Consider the following 23577-nt stretch of genomic DNA (forward strand, 5'->3'; position numbering starts at 1 on the left):
ATACTGAAATCACAGCGGGAATTTCCGAAGCCGCGCGATTCCATCAACACAGGATTGGAGAAAGACGATGTCTGAAGTGCATGTCAAGACGCATGGGGATCTGATTCGCAGCCGCCAGCCGGGGCACGGGATGCCCGGCGAGCTGTTCGGCCGTCAGGACGTGTTCGAAACGGATGTCGACGTCTTTTTCTCGAAGCACTGGATTCTGGTCGGCGTGACCGCCGACGTGCCGGAGCCGGGCGACGTGTCGACCGTCGATATCGGCAAGTCGTCGATCCTCATCGTGCGCGACGACGACGAAAACGTCCGCGCCTACCGGAACGTGTGCCGCCACCGCGGCGCGCGGCTGAAGGAAGCGGGGAAGTCGACGGTCGGCATGCTTGTGTGTCCTTATCATCAATGGACTTACGATCTCGACGGCTCGCTGCGCCACGCGACGCACATGGGCAAGGACTTCGATGCGAAATGCCGCAGTCTGATTCCGGTGCACACGCGCATCGTCGGTACGCACATCTTCGTGTGCCTCGCCGACGATCCGCCGGCCGACATCGCGAAGCTCGAGGAAACGATGGTGCCGCGCTTCGCACCGTACGACCTGCAAAATACGAAGATCGCGTTCGAGCAGGAGATCATCGAGAACGGCAACTGGAAGCTGGTGATCGAGAACAACCGCGAGTGCTATCACTGCGCGGGCACGCACCCCGAGCTGACCGCGTCGTTCCTGCCCGAGGATTTCGGCTTCTGCCCGGAAAACCTGACGGAAGCGCAGCTTCAGGCGTTCGAAGAATACAAGGCGCGCAATGCCGCCTGCCAGACGAACTGGGAGAACGAAGGCTTCATCGGCGCGACCGTCGAATGGCTCGACGAGGACGCCGTCACGCAGTTCCGCACGCAGCAGCTCGTGATCGCCGGCGAGGGCGAATCGCAGACGATGAGCACCAAGGTGGCGAGCACGAAGCTGTTCGGCAATCTGCAGCGGCGCGATCTCGGCGATGCGCACTTGTGGACGCACAACTCGTGGACCCACGTGATGAGCGATCACGCGGTGATTTCGTACATCATCCCGCTCGCGCCGGACAGAACGCTCGTCCGCACGAAATGGCTCGTGCATGCGGACGCGGTCGAAGGTGTCGATTACACGCTGTCGGATCTGACCGAAGTGTGGGTCGCGACGAATACGCAGGACAAGCACCTCGTCGAGATCACGCATGCGGGCACGCAGGATCCGGCGTATGCGCCGGGCGTGTTCTCGCCGTTCACGGAAGCCTATGTCGATCAGTTCTCGCGCTGGTATGCGGCGCGGCTGAATGCGCATGGGGTTTGAGGGGGCGGGCTGGAATGAAAAGGAGGGCGCCGGGGCGGGTCGCGCCGGTGTCCTGACGGCAGATCCGGCCGGGCAGGACCGGCTGCGCACGGCGGCGGCTCCGCTCAGCCGAGCCGCCGCAATTGGCCGACGTGGCGCGATGGTTCGCGATCCGCTGCGCGGGCCGGTTCATCCCGCGCCGCATGCGTCGACAGGATGCAGGCGCGTTCGGGTTTCGCGCCGACCGGGACCGAGGCGATTCCGGACCCAACCGGCACGGTCGCGTCGATCGCGCCGTTCCGGCATCCGCACCGCCATCGCAATCACCATCGCAACACGTTGCGACGGGATTCGCCGATTTCAGAATTGAAATCTCGATTTCATCCCTGAGCCGGCACGGGACCGGATCGCGCGTCCGGGCACCGCCCATCAACGCCGTCCGTCCGGTCGGCGACGTGGCCTGCTTTTTGCATCACCGGAGCGACATGCTCGATGTCCGCTCGTCCGGCCGGTCGTTCCGCACGGAACGAAACGAACCCGGCAGCTCGACGGACGGCCCGCTTTCCAATCGTAAGGTGATGCAATGACAGGCTACGGCAAACGACACCCGGTATCCGGGAACGACGCGCATCGCGTTGTGCGGGAACACGCGACGGACGCGAATCCATCTGCCATGACATCCGGAGGCTTCGGCGAACGACGCCGCGAGGCGAACTGGGCCTGGGCGAAAGGCGCGACAGGCTACGACTGGATGGATCACGCACCGCTTTTCGACCCCCGAGACTGATTCTGTCGCGCGCCCGGCCGTGGCGCGGGCGCGCCGTGTGTCCGCCAACGCCCGGCCGGCTCCTCGTTTCCGCTTGGTCGGCTGGATACCATTCATCGTCGCGACGGTTATAGCGGCCCTCGGGCGATATGGCGAACATGTCGACTGGCGAAAGCCGGGACGATGCAACCGCGAATGACCGATGCGACGATCCGCACGCCGCCCAGTGAAGCAGGCGGGTGGCGGACGGCGCGTCGGCGTGCTTAATTCAACTCTTCACTATCCATGGCTGCCGTGACGCCCACCCCCATCCAGTCCATCCTGATCGCGAACCGCTCGGAAATCTCGATCCGCGTGATGCGTGCCGCCGCCGAACTGAACATGCGTACGGTGGCGGTGTATTCGAAGGAAGACCGCCTCGCGCTGCATCGCTTCAAGGCGGACGAAAGCTACCTGATCGGCGAGGGCAAGAAGCCGCTCGCCGCGTATCTCGACATCGACGACATCCTGCGCGTCGCGCGCCAGGCCAACGTCGACGCGATTCACCCCGGCTACGGCTTCCTGTCCGAGAACCCCGAGTTCGCGCAAGCCGTGATCGACGCCGGCATCCGCTGGATCGGCCCGTCGCCCGACGTGATGCGCACGCTCGGCAACAAGGTGGCCGCGCGCAACGCGGCGATCGCGGCCGGCGTGCCCGTGATGCCTGCAACCGCGCCGCTGCCGGACGATCTCGCCGCATGCAAGGCGCTGGCCGCCGAAGTCGGCTATCCGCTGATGCTGAAGGCGAGCTGGGGCGGCGGCGGACGCGGGATGCGCGTGCTCGAGAACGAACGCGACCTCGAGACGCTGCTGCCCGTCGCGCGGCGCGAGGCGCTGGCCGCGTTCGGCAACGACGAGGTGTACGTCGAGAAGCTCGTGCGCAATGCGCGCCACGTCGAGGTGCAGGTGCTCGGCGACCTGCACGGCACGGTCGTGCATCTGTACGAGCGCGACTGCACGGTGCAGCGGCGCAACCAGAAGGTGGTCGAGCGTGCGCCGGCGCCGTACCTCGATCACGACGGCCGGCAAGCGCTGTGCGAATCCGCGCTGCGGTTGATGCGCGCGGTCGGCTATACGCATGCGGGCACCGTCGAATTTCTGATGGATGCCGACACCGGCCAGTTCTACTTCATCGAGGTGAACCCGCGCATCCAGGTCGAGCACACGGTGACGGAGATGATCACCGGCATCGACATCGTGAAGGCGCAGATCCGCATCACCGAAGGCGGCCGGATCGGGCTCGCCGAAGACGCGACGGACGGCGACGGCGCACTCGTCGCGCGCGCGGCCGGCGTGCCGGAACAGCACGCGATTCCGCTGAACGGCAACGCGCTGCAATGCCGGATCACGACCGAGGACCCGGAGAACGACTTCCTGCCCGACTACGGGCGGCTCACGGCCTATCGCAGTGCAGCGGGCTTCGGCGTGCGGCTCGACGCCGGCACCGCGTATGGCGGCGCGGTGATCACGCCGTACTACGACTCGCTGCTCGTCAAGGTGACGACCTGGGCGCCGACAGCCGCCGAATCGATTCATCGGATGGATCGCGCGTTGCGCGAGTTCCGGATTCGCGGCGTCACGTCGAACCTGCAGTTCCTCGAGAACGTGATCAATCACCCGGCCTTCATCGCGGGCGACGTGACGACACGCTTCATCGACAAGACGCCGGAGCTGCTCGCATTCGCGAAGCGCGGCGACCGCGCGACGAAGCTGCTGCGCTATCTCGGCGAGCTGAACGTGAACGGCAACACCGAGATGAAGGGCCGCACGCTGCCGGCGCTGCCGTTGCAGAAACCGGTGCTGCCGAAGGTCGATACGGCGGTGGCGATTCCGGCCGGCACGCGCGATCGCCTGCGCGAACTCGGCCCGGAGAAATTCGCGCGCTGGATGCTCGACCAGAAGCAGGTGCTGCTGACCGACACGACGATGCGCGACGCGCACCAGTCGCTGTTCGCGACGCGCATGCGCACGGCCGACATGCTGCCGATCGCGCCGTTCTACGCGCGCGAGCTGTCGCAACTGTTCTCGCTCGAATGCTGGGGCGGCGCGACCTTCGACGTCGCGCTGCGCTTCCTGAAGGAAGACCCGTGGGAGCGGCTCGCGCTGCTGCGCGAGCGCGTGCCGAACATCCTGTTCCAGATGCTGCTGCGCGGCTCGAACGCGGTCGGCTACACGAACTACGCGGACAACGTCGTGCGCTTCTTCGTGCAGCAGGCCGCGAGCGCGGGCGTCGACGTGTTCCGCGTGTTCGACTCGTTGAACTGGGTGCGCAACATGCGCGTGGCGATCGATGCGGTGGGCGAGAGCGGAATGCTGTGCGAAGGCGCGATCTGCTACACCGGCGACCTGTTCGACACGTCGCGTTCGAAGTACGACCTCAAATACTACGTCGGCATCGCGCGCGAACTGCAGAAAGCCGGCGTGCACGTGCTCGGCATCAAGGACATGGCCGGCATCTGCCGTCCGCAGGCGGTCGCGACGCTCGTGAAGGCGCTCAAGGAAGAAACCGGGCTGCCGGTGCATTTCCATACACACGACACGAGCGGGATCGCCGCGGCGTCGGTGCTCGCGGCGGTCGGTGCGGGCTGCGACGCGGTGGACGGCGCGCTCGATGCGATGAGCGGCCTCACGTCGCAGCCGAACCTGTCGAGCATCGCGGCCGCGCTGGCCGGCAGCGAACGCGACCCGGGGCTGGATCAGGATCGCCTGCACGAAGCGTCGATGTACTGGGAAGGCGTGCGCCGCTACTACGCGCCGTTCGAATCGGAGATCCGCGCGGGCACGGCCGACGTCTACCGTCACGAGATGCCGGGCGGCCAGTACACGAACCTGCGCGAGCAGGCGCGCTCGCTCGGCATCGATCATCGCTGGACCGAGGTGTCGCGCGCGTATGCGGACGTCAACCGCTTGTTCGGCGACATCGTGAAGGTCACGCCGACGTCGAAGGTGGTCGGCGACATGGCGCTGATGATGGTCGCGAACGATCTCGCCGTGGACGACGTGCGCAACCCGGCCAAGGACATCGCGTTCCCCGAGTCGGTCGTGTCGCTGTTCAAGGGCGAACTGGGCTTCCCGCCCGATGGCTTCCCGGCGGAGCTGTCGCGCAAGGTGCTCAAGAGCGAGCCGCCGGCGCCGTATCGCCCCGGCGACCAGATTCCGCCGGTCGATCTCGACGCGGCACGCGTGCAGGCCGAGGCCGCGTGCGAGCAGCCGCTGGACGACCGGCAACTGGCGTCGTACCTGATGTATCCGAAGCAGACGATCGACTACTACGCGCACGTTCGCGCGTACAGCGACACGTCGGTCGTGCCGACGCCGGCGTTCCTGTACGGGCTGCAGCCGCAGGAGGAAGTGGCGATCGACATCGAGCCGGGCAAGACGCTGCTGGTGGCGCTGCAGGGCCAGCACGCCGATGCGCAGGACGGCATCGTGAAGGTGCTGTTCGAGCTGAACGGCCAGTCGCGTTCCGCGCTGGTCGAGCAGAAGACCAGCGCGCAGGCGGGCAAGGAGCGGCATGGGCTGCAGCGTGCCGATCCGGGCAATCCGCTGCACGTCGCGGCGCCGATGCCGGGCTCGGTGGTGACGGTGGCCGTGCAGCCGGGGCAGCGCGTGGCGGCCGGCACGACGCTGATCGCGCTCGAGGCGATGAAGATGGAAACCCACATCGCGGCGGAGCGCGATTGCGAGATCGCGGCCGTGCACGTGAAGCCGGGCGAGCGGGTGGCGGCGAAGGATCTGCTGATCGAGCTGAAAGACCCGGCGCAATGAGCGTTGCCGCGACCGGTCGTCCGTACTGACTGGTGCCGGGCGTCGCAACCGGCGTGCCGGTCGAACCGTTCGGCGCCGGCTGCCTGCACGTCGCGACCTGACGACGCGCAGGCAAGCCGGGCCGCCGTGCGGTCAGTACGCCGCGTCGCTGCCGTCCTTGTCGGTGACGATCGCCACGCCCGAGCTCGTGCCGAGCCGCGTCGCGCCGGCTTCGAGCATCGCGAGCGCGGTCGCGCGATCGCGCACGCCGCCGGACGCCTTCACGCCGAGCGTCGGGCCGACCGTGCGGCGCATCAGCGCGACGTCGGCGAGCGTCGCGCCGCCGTGCCCGAACCCGGTCGACGTCTTCACGAACGCGACGCCGAGCGCGCGGCACATCTCGCACACGCGCACCTTCTCGTCGTCGGTCAGTAACCCCGTTTCGAGGATCACCTTGAGCGGCACCGTGCCGCAGGCGCGGTGCACGGCATCGATATCGGCCTGCACGTCGTCGGCGCGGCCGCTCTTCAGCGCGCCGAGGTTGATCACCATGTCGATCTCGCGCGCGCCGGCCGCGATCGCGGCCGACGCCTCGAACGCCTTCGCGGCGGACAGCCCCGCGCCGAGCGGAAAACCGACCACCGCGCAAACGAGCACGCCGGTGTCGGCCAGCTCGCGCGCGGCGAGCGGCACGTTCGCCGAATTCACGCAGACCGAGTAAAAGCGATGCTCGGCCGCCTGGCGGCAGAGTTCGCGGATCTGCGCGTCGCTCGCGTCGGGCGCGAGCAACGTGTGATCGATGGTTTGGGCGAGTTGGGCGTTGGAAAGCGGCATGTGTCAGGACTCCACGGATCGTGCGCCGGAAAGGCACACGGAAAGTTGATGTTTTCACATCGGTTTGTTACAAATACGACATTCCGGCCGGGCCCGCGCGCCCGGCACGGCGAGCGGCGCGGGCGACGCGTGTGACGGGCAGGCAGGATACAGGCATGGAAACGAAGAAGGGCGAACGGATCAAGACGCTGATGAACGTGCTGCAAGGGCAGAACGCGATTCATCTGAAGGAAGTGGCCGACCTGTTCGGCGTGTCGGAAATGACGATCCGCCGCGATCTCGCGGACAACCCGCACGGCCTGAGCCTGATCGGCGGCTACGTGACGCGCCATTTCGCCGCGCAGCGCAGCGACATCGGCGAATACCTGATCAGCGACGAGAACAACCGGCAGACCGAGGAGAAGCGCCGCATCGGCAAGCTCGCCGCGCAGTTCGTGAAGACGGGCGACACGATCTTCGTCGACTGCGGCTCGACCACGCCGTTCGTCGTCGACTTCATTCCGGACGACCTCGAATTCACCGCCGTCTGCAATTCGCTGAACGTGTTCGCGAAGCTGCAGCAGAAACCGCATTGCAGCGTGATCCTGTGCGGCGGCGCGTATCACCGCAAGAACATGGTGTTCGAGTCGGTGGCCGAGACGGGCATTCTCGATACGGTGCGCGTGTCGAAGGCGTTCATCTCGGCGGCCGGCGTGAGCGAGCGCTGCGGCGTCACGTGCTTCAACTTCCACGAAGTCGACGCGAAGAAGAAGGTGATGGCGCGCGCGCAGAACCGCTTCCTGCTCGTCGATCACACGAAGTTCGACGAAGTGCGCGCCGCGTACTTCGCGGAGCTCGCCGACTTCAACTACGTGATCTCCGACGGGCAGTTGAGCAGCCGGTACGAAACGACGATCCGCGAACACGGGATCGCGCTCGTGACCTGACGGCGGGCGGCCGCGCATCGCGTTACGCATCGGGCCGTTCCGTCGCCGCGCGCGCTTCCGCCGCGCTCAGATAGCCCGTGACGACCTCGAAGCGGCGCGTCGCGCCCGCCGCCAGCGCCGCGACATGGCCTTTGCGGCGCTCGGCTTCATAGCCTTCCGGCTCGCACGTCGACGGCAGCGCGAACGCGGCCACCTGTTGATCCGCGTTGTGCAGGATCCAGCGCGTCGCGTGCGGAAACTGCTCGGGACGATACGCGGTGTGGAATGCGCCGCCGTCCGGATGCGCGAGCAGGAAATGCGCGACGCCGTGCGCATCCGTTGCCGCGCCGTTCATGAAGAACACGATTTCCGGGTCGTACAGCGCGGGGGCCTCGAGCGTCGCGAGCCGTTCCGGTTCGCGTGCGAGCGTGGCCGTGTAGTCGCGCCACGCGGCCGTCGGCTTCACGTGCGCGGGCACGCTGTCGCGCAGCCGCAGGCCGCCGCGCGGCAGCGACTGCACGAAGCGGCCGCCCGGCACGTACGCGTAGTTCAGGTGCGCCATGTACATCAGGTCCATCGGCGTGCCGCCGAGATTCGTCACGTCCATCCCGATCGTCATCTGCGCGTCGTGCTCGGCGAGCCGCACCGACGCTCGCGCGACATAGTGGCTGCCGAAGCCCTGCACGTACTCGTACTCGCCGGTCACTTCAACGATCGCGCCGCGCGCATCCGCGCCGACGACGAGGCTGGCGCGATCCATCGGCGCGCACGGCATCTCGCCATGCAGCGCGTGCGTGTCGTCCGGGCCCGGGCAACCGTTGCGCAGCAGCCCGCTGTGGAACATGAAGCAGCCGTACGTATCGATGATCGACGCCGCGCGCTTCGGCTGCCGGAACATGTGCTTCATCGTCAGGTCGCGGCCGTCGAACGCGGCGGCCCAGATCATCTGGCCCAGATACGGCAGCACGACGACGTGGCCGCGGCGGTTCTCGAGCTTCAGCGCCTCGACGCCGGACGGATACGCGAACGCGGTGACGGCGACGCCGTCGGCGCGATACAGCGTGCGCGGCGTGTCGCGGAAGTCGTCGCGGCGCAGTTCGATTTCGCCTCGCATCGTCAGGCTCCCGACGTGTTGCGCGTGTCGACGTAGCGCGCGGACGCGCTGCCTTCTTCGCCTGCCGTGTCGGGCGTCGCGGCAGGCAGGTGGCGCAGGCAGTAGACGCCGTAGTAGACGATCACGACGAAGCATGCGAGCGGCACGACGAACGCGAGCTGCATGTTGCCGCCCGTGTGATCGGAGATCAGCCCCTGGATCAGCGGCACGACCGCGCCGCCGACGATGCTCATCACGAGGATCGAGCCGCCGTATTCGGTGTCCTTGCCGAGACCGTCGATCGTGAGGCCGTAGATCGTCGGCCAGCACGGGCCGAGGAACACGCTCACGCACACCGCCGCATAGACGGCCGTGATGTTGTGCACGCCGATCGTGTACGCGAGCAGCGCGATGCATAGCACGCCGTAGACGATCAGCACCTTCGCCGGGCCGGCGCGCTTCATCACGAGCGTCGCGATCAGCTTGCCGACGAAGAACGCGAAGAACGTCGCGAGCAGATAGTGCGATGCGCCGCGCTCGTCGAGCCCGCCGATCTGCATCGCGAGCCGGATCGTGAAGCTCCACACGCCGACCTGCGCGCCGACGTACAGGAACTGCGCGACGATGCCCGCGACGAAGCGGCGGTTGCCGAACAGCCGCGCGAGCGTGCCGCGCGCGTCGATCCGGTGCATGGTTGCGCCCGCACCGTTGCCCTTGCAGGCCGGATACGGCGTCAGCGCGAACACGACGAACACGGCCGCGAGCACGACGATCAGCCATTTGTACGGTTCGAGCGTCGCCTGGATCATCGCGAGCTGGTGCAGGTGCGCATCGGCCGCCGACATCGCCGCGAGCTGTGCATGCGATGCGTCGCCTTCCTTGAAGATCAGGAAGCTGCCCATGTACACGCCCGCCATCGCGCCGAACGGGTAGAACGTCTGCGAGATGTTCAGGCGGCGCGTGCTGGTGTCGCGCGGGCCCATCAGCGTCGAATACGAGTTCGATGCCGTTTCGAGGAACGACAGCCCCGCGGCGATCACGAACAGCGCGACGAGGAACATCCCGTATTTCGCCATCGACGCGGCCGGGAAGAACAGCAGGCAGCCGGTCGTGTAGAGCAGCAGGCCGACGAGGATCGTCGTCTTGTAGCTGAACTTCTTCACGACGGTCGCGGCGGGAATCGCGAGGAAGAAGTAGCCGAGATAGAACGCGGACTGCACGAACGCCGATTCGAAATCGGACAGGAAGAACGATTTCTTGAACTGCGCGATCAGCACGTCGTTCAGGTTTGCCGCGGTGCCCCACAGCGCGAACAGGCAGCACAGCAGCGTGAACGCGAAGAGGGGCGTGCGGTTCAGGTAGTAGCCGTCGGGTGTGTGTTCGATTCTGGCTCGGCGCATGGGTGTCTCCTTCCCGGTTGTCTCGTCGATGTAGGCGCCGCGCTCAGTGGCCGGCGTCGCGGAGGAAGCGTTCGAACGTCGCGGCGTCGGCGTACGACTTCTGCGTGCCGAGGCCCGTGACCGAATGCGCGGCGTACGCCGACGCATAGCGCATCGCGTCGACCGCGTCGCGCGACGCGGCATAGCAGCGCGCGAAGCAGCCGATGTACGCGTCGCCGGCGCCCGTCGTGTCGCGTGCGTCGACCGGGACGCCCGGCACGTGCCGCGCGCCGTCGCGCGACACCAGCAGCGAGCCTTCGCTGCCGAGCGTGACGAGCACGTGCTTCAGTCCGCGCACGACCAGCGATTCGGCGGCGCGGGTCGCGCTTTCGCGCGAATCGACCGGCATTCCGGACACGATCGCGAGTTCGGTTTCGTTCGGCACGAAGAATTCGACGGAGCGGATCCGCTCGAAATCGAGATCGGCGACGGCGGGCGCGGGGTTCAGCAGCACCGGAATGCCGTGCTTCGCACCGAATTCGATCGCGTGATAGACGGTGTCGAGCTCGATTTCGAGCTGCAGAACGATCAGCGCGCATTCGACGAGCGCCGGCGCGGCCGCGTCGATGTCGGCCGGCCGCAGGTGGCGGTTCGCGCCCTTGACGATCAGGATGCTGTTGCCCGAATCGGGCTCGACGAAGATCGGCGCGACGCCGCTCGGCACGCCGGCGACCTTGCGCACGTGCGTGGTGTCGATTCCTTCGCGCTCGAAGTTGCGGATCGTGTTGTCGGCGAACACGTCGTCGCCGACCTTCGTGACCATCACGACGCGCGCGCCGAGGCGCGCGGCGGCGACCGCCTGGTTCGCGCCCTTGCCGCCGCAGCCGAGCTCGAAGTTCGGCGCCTCGAGCGTTTCGCCCCGGGCGGGCATGCGGGCGACATAGGTCACGAGGTCGACCATGTTGCTGCCGATGACGGCGATTGTCTCCATCTGCGTCTCTTCCTTGGAATGGGGTGGGCCGCGTGCGCGATCGGCAGCGGCCGCAACGAATGATAATAAAATCACAATAAATGTGAGAATGCAATCTTGTGATGTTAGTCGGGTCACTATGTGGGAAGGATGCGCAGGCGGGATCGACGTCACGAAGGCGACGCGCATGATGTTGTGGGATGTCGTATGAGATATGGCGAACGAATCCCGGCTGCCATGTAGGGTTATACAAGCGGGTCACTTGTATTTGCGTGGTCCAGGTCATATGATGACCGATCATTTGGGCGACCCATCGCGCCGCGCTCGCGCGCAACGCACTGGCTCGCCCGTCATATCGCGCCTTTCGCAGTCGGCCGCATACGTGCCGCCGACCCGCCGCATCGGGAATCCGTTCGTGAAAATCGCCGCCATCGAAGTCATCCGCCTGTCGCTCGCGTTCGACGCGGGCCGTCGTCCCGTCACCGGCGCCGAACAGGCCGCCGCCGATACCTACAACGCCGCCGACCGCACGCTGCGCCGGATGGAATCGCTGCTCGTCAGGCTCACCGACGACGCGGGCCGCGTCGGCTGGGGCGAGGCGTTCGGCCATCTGATCAACCCCGTGACGTACGCGGCGCTCGAAGGCCCGGTCGGCCGCTGGTTCAAGGGGGCCGAATTCGAGCCGACGCGGCAGGGGATCGCCGCCTTGCGCGACGCGGCCGACCGCGCGCTGCATGCGTTCGGGCGCACGGGGCCGGTGCTGTATGCGCTGTCCGCGATCGACACGGCGCTGCACGACCTCGCCGCGCAGGCGGCCGGCTTGCCGCTGTATCGCTGGCTCGGCGGCCGTCGCGACGAGATCGACGTCTATGCGAGTCTCGTCAGCTACGACAACGCGCCCGACGAAGTCGCCCGCCATGTGCGACGCGCGTGGGACGAAGGGTTCCGGCGCATCAAGCTGCACGAGACGCAGCGCGCGGCGATCGCGGCCGCGCGCGACGCGTTGCCGGCCGGCGGCGAACTGATGGTCGACGTGAACTGCCCGTGGACCGCGAACGAGGCGCTCGGGCGCGTGAGCGAGCTGGCCGACCTGCGGCTCGGCTGGATCGAGGAGCCGGTCTGGCCGTGCGACGACACGCACGGAATCGCGCGCGTGCGCGGCACGGGCGTGCCGGTCGCGGCCGGCGAGAACGCGTCCGGCGTCGCGGGTTTTCGCGACCTGTTCGAACACGGCGCGCTCGACGTCGCGCAACCGAGCATCGCGAAGATCGGCGGGCCGACCGGCATGGCCGAGGTGATCGCGCTCGCCGCGCATCACGACGTGCGCGTCGTGCCGCATTGCTTCTATTACGGCGCGGGGCTGCTCGCGACCGCGCATGTCGTCGCGACGCTGCCGGACGACGTCGCGCTGGAAATTCCGTATCTCGACTGGCCCGAGCGGCTGCACGACGCGCAGCGGCCCGGCGCGCGGCTGCGTTTGCCCGACACGCCCGGGCTCGGGTTCGCGCCGGACGCTGCCGTGCTGGCGCGCAACACGATCGCGCGCGCGACGCTCGCGTGAGCGCGGGCCCGCGGCGCGGCGCGCGGCCGACAGCGATGAATCGCATCGCACCGGATCGAAGCGCATGAAGCGGCCGCCGACGTCGGCGCCGCAACCGAAAACCATGAAGCCGGGCACGCATCGACGCGCTTGCCCCGGTCAACAGGAGACGACATGAAAAAAACGCATTACCGCTGGTGGATCGGCGCGCTGCTGTTCGGCGCCGGCATGCTCAACTATCTCGATCGCGCGGCGCTGTCCGTCGTCGCGCCGATCATCAAGCGCGAACTCGGCATCGACGACGCGCAGATGGGCATCCTGTTCAGCAGTTTCTTCATCGGCTACTGCGTGTTCTGTTTCGTCGGCGGCTGGGCCGCGGACCGGTTCGGACCGCGGCGCGTGTTCGCCTGCGCGGCCGGCGTGTGGTCGCTGTTCTGCGGCGCGACCGCGCTGGCCGGTTCGTTCGCACACCTGCTCGTCGTGCGCGTCGCGTTCGGGATCGGCGAAGGGCCGATGGGGACGACGACGAACAAGGCGATCTCGAACTGGTTCCCGCGCCGCGAAGCCGGCCGCGCGGTCGGCTGGACCAACGCGGGGCAGCCGCTCGGCGCGGCGATCGCGGCGCCGATCGTCGGGCTCGTCGCGCTGCAGTTCGGCTGGCGCGTGTCGTTCGTCGTGATCGCCGCGCTCGGCTTCGTGTGGCTTGCCGCGTGGTGGACCTTGTTCCGCGACGATCCGGCGACCCATCCGCGCGTGTCGCCCGAAGAGGCGCGCGAGATCGTGTCGGACCGGATGATCGACGTCGCGCCCGACGCGCACGCCCCCGATCGTGCCGCCCGCCCGCTGCTGCGCGACCTGCTGTCGCGCCCGGTGCTCGGCGTCGCGCTCGCGTTCTTCAGCTTCAACTACGTGCTGTATTTCTTCCTGTCGTGGCTGCCGAGCTACCTGACCGACTATCAGCATCTGAACATCAAGCAGATGAGCGTCGTCGGCATCCTGCCGTGGCTCGGCGCGACCGTCGGCTTCGTGGCCGGCGGCACCGTGTCGGATCGCATCTATCGCCGCACCGGCGACGTACTGTTCGCGCGCAAGGTCGTGATCGTCGTCGGGCTGGCCGTCGCGGCGGCGTGCGTGCTGCTCGCGTCGCGCGTGAGTTCGCTCGGCGCGGCCGTCACGCTGATCGCGATCGCGAGCCTGTTCGCGTTCATGGCGCCGCAGGCGTGCTGGTCGCTGCTGCAGGAAATCGTGCCGCGCGAACGCGTCGGCTCGGCGGGCGGCTTCGTGCACCTGCTCGCGAATCTCGCGGGGATCCTGTCGCCGAGCGTGACCGGCTGGCTCGTCCAGTACGGCGGCGGCTATGCGAGCGCGTTCGTGCTCGCGGGCGCGTCGGCGCTCGCCGGCGCGGTGATCCTGACGTTCGCGGTGCGCGCGCGGGCCGTCGCGCAGATGCGCGGCGCGGTCTGACGAAGCGGCGCGGGGGCGCGTATCGCGCTCATGCGTAGGCGCGGATCAGCGTATCGAGATTGCGTCGGGCGGCCGGCGTGAGCGGCGCGAATTCCGCGGACTGAAACAGCGGATCCTGTTCGCGCAGATGTTCGAGCGCTTGCCGGCGTCCGGTGCGGAATGCCGCCGACGGCGCGTCGGGGTCCTGCGCCCATTCGCGTGCGATCGCGCGATCGTATTCGCGCAGCCGGTCGGGCGCGGCCGCGAGGATCGCGAGATCGGCATCGAGAAAAATCCGTCCGGCGCGCTGCACGTGGGGATCGGCTTCGAACGCGTCGGGCAGCCGGTGCGCTTTCGTCGCGAGCACGAGTTCGTGCGCGATCGATACGTGCGATGCGTGCGCATGCCGCCACGCTTCAGCGCAGTGCGTTTGCACGATCTGCACGAGCCATTGCGCGCTGCGCGCTTCGTTTTCCGCATAGTCCGGCAGTGTCGTCGCATAGACGATGTCGTGCGCCCAGACGGCCAGCGCGATCGCCGGCCACAGCGGCTCGGCACGATACGGCGCGAGATGTTCGAACAGTTCCGCGAGGTGTGCGAGCGTGTGATAGAAGCGCTGCGGCTCGCGATACGCGCGCTCGACGAGCGGCCAGACGGCGGGCGTGCCGAAGCACGCGTCGCAGGCGGCGCGCAACGTATGCGCGAGGTCGGGGGCGAGGTCGTTCATGTCGGTGATCGGCTCGGGCGGATAATGCGCGCAGCATAGCAAACGCGCCGCGCATGCCGCGCTTCGACGCATCGTTTTCCGCTATCTCCCGGGCTTGTTTTTCGACGACGCGTCGTGCGCCGCGCGGGCACGCAACGTGTGCGTCGCCTCGGCGAACAGCTTCGGCAGTCATTCATGAACAACCGGCGCTCGCCGCGACACCCGGTGCTCGCGATCCGTGCGTTCGCAACGTTCGGACTGTGCGCGTGCGTCGCATCGACGGCGCCGGATGTTTCCATCATTACGATCCCGCGCCGGGACGTTTTCTCGAGCGGTACACGACGCAGCCGGGGCTGCGGTTCCATACGTCCAACGGGTTGAACGACAGCGGCCGCTATACGTCGATCACGCCGCGTCCGAGTGCCACCACACGGCCGCCGACGCCGATCGCGCCACGCTCGCTGACCGACAACCGAAGCAGGCAGGGCCGGCCGACGGCTTCGCCCTGTTCGATCTCGAACGCGGCGGGCAGCGCATGACGCGCGGCAAGCAGCCAGCCGCCCAGATTCGCACAGGCCGACCCGGTGCCCGGGTCTTCCGAAATGCCGCCCTGTTTCGCAAAGAAATAGCGGGAGACCACTTTCCCGGGACGATTCGGATCGAATGCGAACACATAGGCCGTCTTGCGGCCGAGGCTGCTGGCCGGCCAGCGATCGAGGTACGTGCTGTCGGGCCGTGCGCGGCGCACGGCCGCGGGAGTCTTGACGGCGACCAGCAGCTGGTCCGCGCCGGTGTCGACCCAGAGCGGCGGCGCGAGCAGATCGTCCGTCGTCAATCCGAGCATGGCCGCGGTGTCGGTATCGGGCAATGCGCAGGGCGCGGTTTTCGGCATGCCCGTGTGCGGCGCGGTGAACGTCCACACGTCGTCGCTCGCATCGACGTCGACCACGCCGGCCTTGAATTCGAGCGACAGCGCGTTGCCTGCCGCGAGCGTGTCGCGCACGACGTGCGCGGTGCCGAGCGTCGGATGGCCCGCGAACGCCATCTCGTAGCCCGGCGTGAAGATGCGCACGCGCGCATGCGCGCGATCCGACGGCAGCACGAAGGTCGTTTCCGACAGGTTGAACTGCACGGCCAGCGCCTGCATGGTCGTGTCGTCCATGCCGCGCGCATCCTCGAACACGCATAACGGATTGCCGCCGAACGTGGATTCGGCGAATACATTGAGCAGTCGGAACGCGTACGTGGTCATTCGAATCTCTCGTTGGGGCAAGACGCAACGGCGCTCGTTCGGTGCGATACCGTCGTCGTGCGATCCGCCATTGTGCCTCGAAGACGCGCAGCAGGTGTCGCGCGACCGCGATCTGCCGCGCCCGCGGAATCGGGCCGGCGATTTCGATGCGGGCGCAACGAGTGTGTCTGTCGAAGCGCCGTTTCCGATCTCAATGCGACGATACATAAACGGCATCCTCGAACGCCTCCGGCAGCGCGAAGCGTTCGCGCATGCGCTTCGTCTCCTGCGCGGGCGTGAGGCCGAACAGCCGCTTGAATTCCCTGCTGAATTGCGACGGGCTCGTATAGCCGACGGCATAGCACGCGGCTTCCGCCGTCAGATCCTGGCGCACCATCAACAGGCGCGCCTGATGCAGGCGCGTCGATTTCAGATACTGGATCGGCGACACCTGCGTGATCGCCTTGAAGTGACTGTGGAAGCTCGGCACGCTCATCCCGGCTTCCGCGGCCAGCTGCGGCACGTCGAGCGAGTGCGCGTAGCCGGTGTGGATCACGCGCAGCGACCGGCCGATCCGGCCGAACTGCCCGCGCATCGCGAGCGCGCTTCTCATCGCGCTGCCCTGCGCGCCGGTGAGCACGCGGAAATACAGCTCGCGCAGCAGCGCCGGGCCGAGCACCGCCGCTTCGAGCGGCCGGTGCATCGCCTCGACGAAACGCAGCACGCTCGTCTGCATCGCTTCGTCCATCGGCGTCGACATCATGCTCCGGGGCGCTTGCACGGGTTCCGCGGCGCCTTCGCCGTCGATCTGCGCGGCCAGCTCGGCCGCCATCGTGAAATCGAGGTGCAGATACAGCGCAAGCAGCGGCCGCGCGGGCGTCGCATCGGTTTCCATGCTGAACGGCACGGGCACCGATACGGCCAGGTAGTGATCCGCGTCGTACAGGTAGCGTTCGCCGCCGAAGTAGCCGCGCTTGCTGCCCTGGCAGACGATCACGATCCCCGGGTCGTACAGCACCGGCGTGCGCGACAGCGCGCGGTTCGAACGCAGGATGCGCACGCTCGGCAGCGCCGTCAGGTTGTAGCCTTCGTCGGGCGCCAGTGCGTTCAGCAGCGCAATCAGGCGTGTGCGGCTGCGCACGGACAGTGACGACGATGAGGTGGGGAGGGCGGCAGCGCTCATAGTTTTATGCAAGAAGATTAGCGGATTCCGGCTTATTCGGCGTAGTGCGTCAGACTAACATGCATGCTTCGATCGATATTCAGGAGAAGCTCACATGGCATCCGGCAATCTCATCCTCATCACCGGCGTCAGCAGCGGCTTCGGCCGCGCGCTCGCGCAACAGGCGCTGGCCGCGGGTCACACGGTGGTCGGCACCGTGAGAAGCGAAGAGGCGCGGGCGGCGTTCGAAGCGCTGTCCGCGCACGCGGCGTTCGCGCGCGTGCTCGACGTGACCGATTTCGAGCGCATCGACGGCGTCGTCGCGGACATCGAGGCAAGCATCGGGCCCGTCGACGTGCTGGTGAACAACGCCGGCTACGGGCACGAAGGCATCATGGAGGAGTCGCCGCTGTCGGAGCTGCGCCGGCAGTTCGACGTGAACGTGTTCGGCGCCGTCGCGATGATGAAGGCGGTCGTGCCGTTCATGCGCGAACGTCGCCGCGGCCGGATTCTGAACATCACGTCGATGGGCGGCCACATCACGATGCCGGGCATCGCGTATTACTGCGGCAGCAAGTTCGCGCTGGAAGGCATTTCCGAAGCGCTCGGCAAGGAGCTCGAACCGTTCGGCATTGCGGTGACCGCGGTCGCGCCGGGCTCGTTCCGCACCGATTGGGCCGGCCGCTCGATGACGCGAACGCCGCGCGCGATCGCCGATTACGATGCGATCTTCGATCCGATCCGCCGTGCCCGCGAGGAGAAAAGCGGGCGGCAACCCGGCGATCCCGTGAAGGCGGCGCGCGCGATGCTCGCGATCATCGACGCGGAACGGCCGCCCGCGCATCTGCTGCTCGGTAGCGACGCGCTTGGACTGGTGCGCGGCAAATTGTCGGCACTGGAAGACGAAATTCGCGCATGGGAGGCGGTGACGGTTTCCACGGACGGTTGAGGCGCGATTTTCGTGCGGCGTCGTGTACTTGTACGGTTAGTTGCATTGCATGGCGGCCGTCCGTCATCGGCGCTCGATGCACGTGACGTCGCCCACGTGGAGTTTGGAGACTGACGCGAGCGGGTCGGAACAGGGAATCCGGTGCGATATTGGGGCGCGTCGCGTCGCCGGCATGCCGCTCGTGCCGGAACCGCATCCGCTTCATGACACCGTCGCGGTTTTCCGCTACAACGAGGAGGGCTGCGTCGACTCGCGCGGTGTGCCGCCGCGCCGCAGCCCGACACCGACCCCCGCCCGGGCGGTCGGCCGGTACGCAATGTCTACCTATCCCAAAGGAGCCAGCAGCCATGCCGTACATCACCACGAATGACAACGTCGATATTTTCTACAAGGACTGGGGCCCGAAGGATGCGCAGCCGATCGTCTTCCATCATGGCTGGCCGCTGTCCGCCGACGACTGGGATGCGCAGATGCTGTTCTTCGTCCGGAACGGCTATCGCGTGATCGCGCACGATCGTCGCGGCCACGGTCGCTCGGCGCAGGTATCCGACGGTCACGACATGGATCACTATGCCGCCGATGCGTTCGCGGTGGTCGAAGCCCTCGACCTGCGCAACGCGGTTCATATCGGTCACTCGACCGGCGGCGGCGAAGTCGCACGCTACGTGGCCCGCCACGGCGAGCCAGCCGGCCGCGTCGCGAAGGCCGTGCTGGTCAGCGCGGTGCCGCCGCTGATGCTGAAGACCGACGCGAACCCGGAAGGCCTGCCGCTCGACGTGTTCGACGGCTTCCGCAAGGCGCTCGCCGACAATCGCGCGCAATTCTTCCTCGACGTGCCGTCCGGCCCGTTCTACGGCTTCAACCGGCCCGGTGCGACGGTGCACCAGGGCGTGATCCGGAACTGGTGGCGTCAGGGCATGGAGGGGAGCGCGAAGGCGCACTACGAAGGCATCAAGGCGTTCTCGGAAACGGACCAGACCGAAGACCTGCGCGCGATCTCGGTGCCGACGCTCGTGCTGCACGGCGAGGACGACCAGATCGTGCCGATCGCGGATTCGGCGCTGAAATCGGTGAAGCTGTTGAAGAACGGCACGCTGAAGACGTATCCGGGCTATTCGCACGGGATGCTGACCGTCAATGCGGACGTGCTGAACGCCGACCTGCTGGCGTTCGTGCAGGCGTAACGCGCGCGGCGCATGCCCGCTTCGGCGGGCTGCGCCGTGCTGGCCGGCAACGCCGGCCGTTTCGTTTTCGCGGGGCATGCGCGAATCGTGCGTGATGCAGAAAGAGAACCGCGGCGCATGCGCGTTCAGCCGGTTCGCATGTTGCGCGGCGTGTCACGCCTCGTTCGCGGCGCTGTCGCCCGGATTGCCGAGTTCGCCCTCGATCGCGGCCATCAGATCGTCGACGCCCACCATCAGCGCGCGCACCTGACGCAGCGCTTCGTACTGATGCAGCACGGCGCGCCATGACGGCTGCTCCAGCAGCGCTTGCCAGATGACGCCGAGGCCGTGCCGATCGGCATCCGCTTGCTGCGCCAGCGCGCTCGCATATTCGAGGCTCGCCGGCGCCGACAGCAACTGCATGCGGCTCGCGGCGCCCAGCAGGCGCGGCGTCGGATCTGCCGCTGCATCGCAGCAGTACAGCACCTCGCGTTGCAGCGCCGCATCGTCGATCGTCAGCGCATGCAGCGACGCGCCGTGCAGCCGCACCGCGCCTTCGCGCGTGTCGAACGCGTAGACGGTGTCCGGATCGGCTTGCGCGAGCAGGCTCAGGCCGCGCGTGAGACGCGGCAAATCGGTCGTCGCCGCATCGGCCGACGCTTTCGCCTCGACGAGAAACCGGACATGCCACGCGGCCGACGGATCGTCGCCGCGCGCGCGGTCGAGCAGCACCGCATCCCATTCGGTCTTCGCGCGATCGTGCTTGCCCGGTATCGACGACGGCACGCGCATCGACGTCACCACGCGATACGTGCGTTTCGCATCGTCCGCGTCGAGCTGGGCCGCCAACGCGTCGAGCGCCTGCGCGGCCAGCGCTTCGACGGCCGCGCCGCGCTGTTGCGACGTCGCACCCTGCGCGACCGCGAGCGCGCTGCCTTCGAGCGGGCCCTGGCGTTCCCACAGCGTGCGGTATTGCCGGACGTCCGGATCCGGCAGCAGTGCGTCGAGACGCTGCAGCCGGCCGAGCGCCGGGTTCTCCTTCAACTTGACGATGTCCTGTTCGAACGCGCGATCGGTTGCCATTTCCGGTTGCGCGAGCAACTGTTGCAGCGTGGCGTCGAGATCGTGCCACGACGCATCGGCCGCCGCCGCATGCAGCCGCGCGAGCGGCGCGCGTTGCCACGCCTGTGCGTGACGCTCGAGCCGGGCCGGATGCGCGATCGTGTTGACGGCCGAGCGCAGCGTGCGCCGGTCCTGCTCCGCATGCGCGGCGAGCGACGCGTACTCGCGCACGGCTGTCGCGCCGTGCCGCAGCACCGCGGCCTGAAACGCGGGGTCGCCGGATCGTGCGTCGATGGCGTCGCCGATCATCCGCGCGAGCGCATCGACGAAGCGATGTTGCAGCTCCGGGCCGGGCGTGCGGCCGTCGGCCCGCACGCGGCGCGCTTCCTCGATCACGATCGCGATGACGGTGGCCGGATTCGCGGCGTCGGTCAGCGACGCCGCGCGCACGAGCGGCGGCAGCCGGAAACGGCGATCGACGGAGCACAGGACTTCATCCAGCAGGGCGGGCAACGGTGTCGGCGGCATGGCGAATGGCGGCGGTGAACGCGGGGCGCACGTTCGTGACTTGCGATGTGCAACGGTATCACGCAGCGCCGGCATGCAGGGCCGGGCGTGGCGCGTTGCGCCGGGTGCGGGCTGCGAACGCGACGATGAACGTGCGGCCGGCCTCGGCCGGCGGTCGTCTTGCGCTGAGTCGCTGCCGATGTGCCGCTGCACGCGGACGACAACGCGTATCGCCGCGTCTGCGGATTTGAAAAGGAATGGGGGGGCGTCGTCTGCGTCGTGGAGACGGCGTTGGCGGATACATCGACGCGGCGGATGGCGAACACCCGCACAGCCCCCAGCGTCACGCCGTCAGCGTCACCGACAGGCTGCCGAGTTCGCCGAAGCGCACCGTCAGCGCATCGCCGAGCGGCACGTCGATCGCGCCCGCATACGAACCGGTCGTCACGATCTGGCCGGCCCGCGCGCCGTCGCCGCGCGACGCGAGGAAATTGACGAGCCACACGAGCGGCTTGAGCGGATCGCCGTCCGGATGGCGGCCGTCGATCGTGCGGTTCAGCGCGCCCTCGAACGACAGCGCGAGCGTCGCGAGCGGCACGTTCAGCCCGTCGGGCACGACGGGGCCCACGCATAGCCCCTGGTTGAATTGCCCGTCGGCGAGCAGTTCGAACTTCGACGCGCGCGCGGGCTCCGCAAAGCGGCAGCCCAGCACCTCGAGCACGATGCGCACTTCGCGGATCGCGCCGCGCACGTCGCTCTCGTCGTACGGCTGCGCGCGCGCGGGCAGGTCGCGATCGAGCACGAAGGCGATCTCCGGCTCGATGCGCACGATCGGGCCGCCGACGACGCGGTACGGGGCATCGGCTTCGCGGATCGTCGACGCGAAGATCGGCGCGACGATCACGCGGTCGGGCGGCGGCAGCGCGCATTTCCATCCGCCGACGGATTCGCCGAGCAGGTCGGCGACGCGATGCTGGATCGCGAGCGCGGTCTCGACGTTCTCGGGGCGCAAGGCGTCGGGCAGCAGCGGGCCGGGCACGCCGGCATGGCGGGCGGCGACGAGATGCTGGGCGGCGCCGTCCACGCGTTCGGTAGTCGTTGTCATGTCGGTTGAGCGAGTTGAAAGTGAGCCGGCAAAAAAGGGCCGGACGAAGGTCGCAACATCGATGATAGCGCCTTCGGCGTGCCGACCGCTCGGTCGGGAACGCACATCATGGCGCCGTGGCGCGCCATTGCACGCCGGCCAGCCGCACGCCGCCTGCCTGGCGCCTCCGGCTGGCAGCCGTCCGGCCGGCGCGTCTGCGGGTATCCCCTAATCGATCCGGACACACCGGCGCTTGCATGCCGGAGGCTTTGTGCGACACAATAGGGAAAGCGCTTTCCCAAATGAAGGACCGGGCGGGAAACGCAAGCTTCTTGCGCGATGCATCGCGGCTGTCGACCGCTCGCCTCACGCAACGATTCGACAACAACGTGGAGACAGCAGATGTTCAACAGGCTTCGAACGGCAACCTTCGCAGTCCTTTCCGTCCTGGCGGCGCAAGTCTGCGCCGCGCCGGTCACGCTCGACGTGACGGGCTGGAAGGGCGGCGGCGCCGAGCCCGCCAACATGGCGGCGTTGATCGCGAAGTTCGAGAAGGAAAACCCCGACATCAGGATCAAGTTCGAGTACATGTCGCGCAACGACACGACGACGGTCGTGTCGTCGCGGCTGCAGGGCGGCAACGGGCCGGACGTGCTGATGGTCGATCGCGAACTGATGCGGCAGTGGCAGGGCGCGCACCAGTTGCTCGACCTGAGCGGCGAGAAATGGGTGCCGACGATCTGGCGCGGCGTGCGCGCGCATACGCAGATCGGCGGCAAGACCTACATGTTGCCGATGGAGCTGGTCGGGATCGGCCTGTTCGCGAACCTCGACCTGCTCAAGCGCGCGGGCGTCGCGACGGTGCCGACCGACGTCGACCAGTTGAAGGCCGCATGCGGGAAGCTGGCCGCGGCCGGCGTCACGCCGATGCTGCTGCCCGCGAAGGAAGGCTGGGCGCCGGCCGCGCTCGTGATCGCGTCGGGGCTGTCGGCCGGCGGCGGCGATGCCGATGCGCGCGCCGAGTCGTTCGTCGGCGCGGGCAGCGCGCGCTTCGCGGCCGATCCCGCTTTCAGGCAGTCGGTGGCGGCGCTGAAGGTGCTGGCCGACGCGAAATGCTTCGTGCCGCGCCTGAACGACGGCGTGAGCGCGTGGAGCACGGGGCTGACCGAGTTCCAGGCCGGGCGCGTCGCGATGATGCCGCAGGGCGCGTGGAACATCGCGAAGTTCAGCGCGACGAAGGGGCTGTCGTTCCAGTTCGCGCCGCTGCCGGCGCTCGTGTCCGGCAACGGGCCCGTCGCGCTCGACATGCTCGGCACCGCGTGGGCGATCAATGCGGCGACGCATCAGACCGATGCCGCGAAGAAGTGGCTCGCGTTCTGGGCACGCCCCGACAACGATCGCCAGTTCCTCGACGCGGAAGCCGGGTTCAGCCCGTTCGAAGGCGGCGCCGACGCGATGCCGCCGCAGGCGCAGCCGTATGCGGCCGTGCAGAAGAACGGGCACGTCGTGCTGTATCCGAAGGGCGTATGGACCGGCGGGCTGTTCACGGCGATCTGGAATTCGATGTCCGCGTATTTCCTCGACATCGGGCAGGACCCGGCCAAGCTGCTCGCCCGCTGGGATGCCGCCGCGCGATGAACCGTCTGCCCGCTGACATTTCCCGTGCCGCGCCCCGTCGCGCGGCGCGGTTCGAC

Annotated in this window: 18 protein-coding genes; 9 read left to right on the top strand and 9 right to left on the bottom strand. The window is 67.9% G+C overall.

What is annotated here, in order from left to right:
- The first annotated feature begins 67 nt into the window (after positions 1-67).
- From DCN14_RS33435 to DCN14_RS33440, 3 genes are all read left to right on the top strand, one after another.
- Positions 68-1324 carry an aromatic ring-hydroxylating dioxygenase subunit alpha gene (locus DCN14_RS33435; RefSeq protein ID WP_096508565.1) on the top strand — a complete coding sequence of 419 codons (1257 nt, stop codon included), beginning with the start codon at positions 68-70 and terminating at the stop codon, positions 1322-1324.
- Positions 1325-1446: 122 nt separating this feature from the next.
- A complete protein-coding gene (locus tag DCN14_RS38180; protein ID WP_143331741.1) occupies positions 1447-1890 on the top strand; it encodes a hypothetical protein in 444 nt (147 codons plus the stop codon).
- 464 nt (positions 1891-2354) lie between these two features.
- On the top strand, positions 2355-5876 hold the full coding sequence (locus tag DCN14_RS33440; protein ID WP_096508564.1) for a pyruvate carboxylase: 3522 nt from the start codon (positions 2355-2357) through the stop codon (positions 5874-5876).
- A 132-nt stretch (positions 5877-6008) separates the two neighbouring features.
- Here the strand turns inward: DCN14_RS33440 and deoC are convergent, their stop codons facing one another.
- Entirely contained in the window at positions 6009-6689 is a 681-nt protein-coding gene (gene deoC, locus DCN14_RS33445) for a deoxyribose-phosphate aldolase (protein ID WP_096508563.1), read from the bottom strand.
- A gap of 155 nt (positions 6690-6844) precedes the next feature.
- Here deoC and deoR point away from each other — a divergent pair, with 155 nt between their 5' ends.
- Positions 6845-7615: a DNA-binding transcriptional repressor DeoR gene (gene deoR, locus DCN14_RS33450; RefSeq protein WP_096508562.1), complete on the top strand. Its 771-nt coding sequence runs from the start codon at positions 6845-6847 to the stop codon at positions 7613-7615.
- A 22-nt stretch (positions 7616-7637) separates the two neighbouring features.
- Here the strand turns inward: deoR and DCN14_RS33455 are convergent, their stop codons facing one another.
- Genes DCN14_RS33455 through rbsK form a run of 3 tightly spaced genes read right to left on the bottom strand, consistent with a single transcriptional unit; the run spans position 7638 to position 11057 of the window.
- Entirely contained in the window at positions 7638-8708 is a 1071-nt protein-coding gene (locus tag DCN14_RS33455; RefSeq protein WP_096508561.1) for an aldose 1-epimerase family protein, read from the bottom strand.
- A gap of 2 nt (positions 8709-8710) precedes the next feature.
- On the bottom strand, positions 8711-10087 hold the full coding sequence (gene fucP / locus DCN14_RS33460; RefSeq protein WP_096508560.1) for an L-fucose:H+ symporter permease: 1377 nt from the start codon (positions 10085-10087) through the stop codon (positions 8711-8713).
- 43 nt (positions 10088-10130) lie between these two features.
- A complete protein-coding gene (gene rbsK / locus DCN14_RS33465; RefSeq protein WP_096508559.1) occupies positions 10131-11057 on the bottom strand; it encodes a ribokinase in 927 nt (308 codons plus the stop codon).
- A gap of 394 nt (positions 11058-11451) precedes the next feature.
- Between rbsK and DCN14_RS33470 the strand changes: the two genes are divergently transcribed.
- Both DCN14_RS33470 and DCN14_RS33475 read left to right on the top strand, forming a co-directional pair.
- On the top strand, positions 11452-12597 hold the full coding sequence (locus DCN14_RS33470; RefSeq protein WP_096508570.1) for a mandelate racemase/muconate lactonizing enzyme family protein: 1146 nt from the start codon (positions 11452-11454) through the stop codon (positions 12595-12597).
- A gap of 153 nt (positions 12598-12750) precedes the next feature.
- Positions 12751-14040 carry an MFS transporter gene (locus DCN14_RS33475; RefSeq protein ID WP_096508558.1) on the top strand — a complete coding sequence of 430 codons (1290 nt, stop codon included), beginning with the start codon at positions 12751-12753 and terminating at the stop codon, positions 14038-14040.
- 28 nt (positions 14041-14068) lie between these two features.
- Here DCN14_RS33475 and DCN14_RS33480 read toward each other — a convergent pair whose 3' ends face one another.
- The 3 genes from DCN14_RS33480 to DCN14_RS33490 form a co-directional block, all read right to left on the bottom strand.
- Entirely contained in the window at positions 14069-14746 is a 678-nt protein-coding gene (locus tag DCN14_RS33480) for a hypothetical protein (protein ID WP_143331740.1), read from the bottom strand.
- A 373-nt stretch (positions 14747-15119) separates the two neighbouring features.
- A complete protein-coding gene (locus tag DCN14_RS33485; RefSeq protein WP_096508556.1) occupies positions 15120-15977 on the bottom strand; it encodes a PhzF family phenazine biosynthesis protein in 858 nt (285 codons plus the stop codon).
- Between the two features lie 190 nt (positions 15978-16167).
- Positions 16168-17139: an AraC family transcriptional regulator gene (locus DCN14_RS33490; RefSeq protein WP_096508555.1), complete on the bottom strand. Its 972-nt coding sequence runs from the start codon at positions 17137-17139 to the stop codon at positions 16168-16170.
- Between the two features lie 94 nt (positions 17140-17233).
- On the opposite strand from DCN14_RS33490, the gene DCN14_RS33495 reads away from it, so the two are divergent.
- On the top strand, positions 17234-18067 hold the full coding sequence (locus DCN14_RS33495) for an oxidoreductase (RefSeq protein WP_096508554.1): 834 nt from the start codon (positions 17234-17236) through the stop codon (positions 18065-18067).
- 347 nt (positions 18068-18414) lie between these two features.
- The gene (locus DCN14_RS33500) at positions 18415-19251 is read left to right on the top strand and encodes an alpha/beta hydrolase (RefSeq protein WP_096508553.1); all 837 of its coding nucleotides are present in this window, start codon (positions 18415-18417) and stop codon (positions 19249-19251) included.
- Between the two features lie 153 nt (positions 19252-19404).
- On the opposite strand, the gene DCN14_RS33505 is transcribed toward DCN14_RS33500, so the two are convergent.
- The gene (locus DCN14_RS33505) at positions 19405-20820 is read right to left on the bottom strand and encodes a 3-deoxy-D-arabino-heptulosonate 7-phosphate synthase (protein WP_096508552.1); all 1416 of its coding nucleotides are present in this window, start codon (positions 20818-20820) and stop codon (positions 19405-19407) included.
- A gap of 322 nt (positions 20821-21142) precedes the next feature.
- The gene (locus DCN14_RS33510; protein WP_096508551.1) at positions 21143-21904 is read right to left on the bottom strand and encodes a fumarylacetoacetate hydrolase family protein; all 762 of its coding nucleotides are present in this window, start codon (positions 21902-21904) and stop codon (positions 21143-21145) included.
- Between the two features lie 381 nt (positions 21905-22285).
- Here DCN14_RS33510 and DCN14_RS33515 point away from each other — a divergent pair, with 381 nt between their 5' ends.
- On the top strand, positions 22286-23521 hold the full coding sequence (locus DCN14_RS33515) for an ABC transporter substrate-binding protein (protein WP_162826270.1): 1236 nt from the start codon (positions 22286-22288) through the stop codon (positions 23519-23521).
- Positions 23522-23577: the final 56 nt, after the last annotated feature.

Origin of the sequence: Burkholderia sp. IDO3 (assembly GCF_003366075.1) — a bacterium.
Lineage (GTDB): Bacteria > Pseudomonadota > Gammaproteobacteria > Burkholderiales > Burkholderiaceae > Burkholderia > Burkholderia anthina.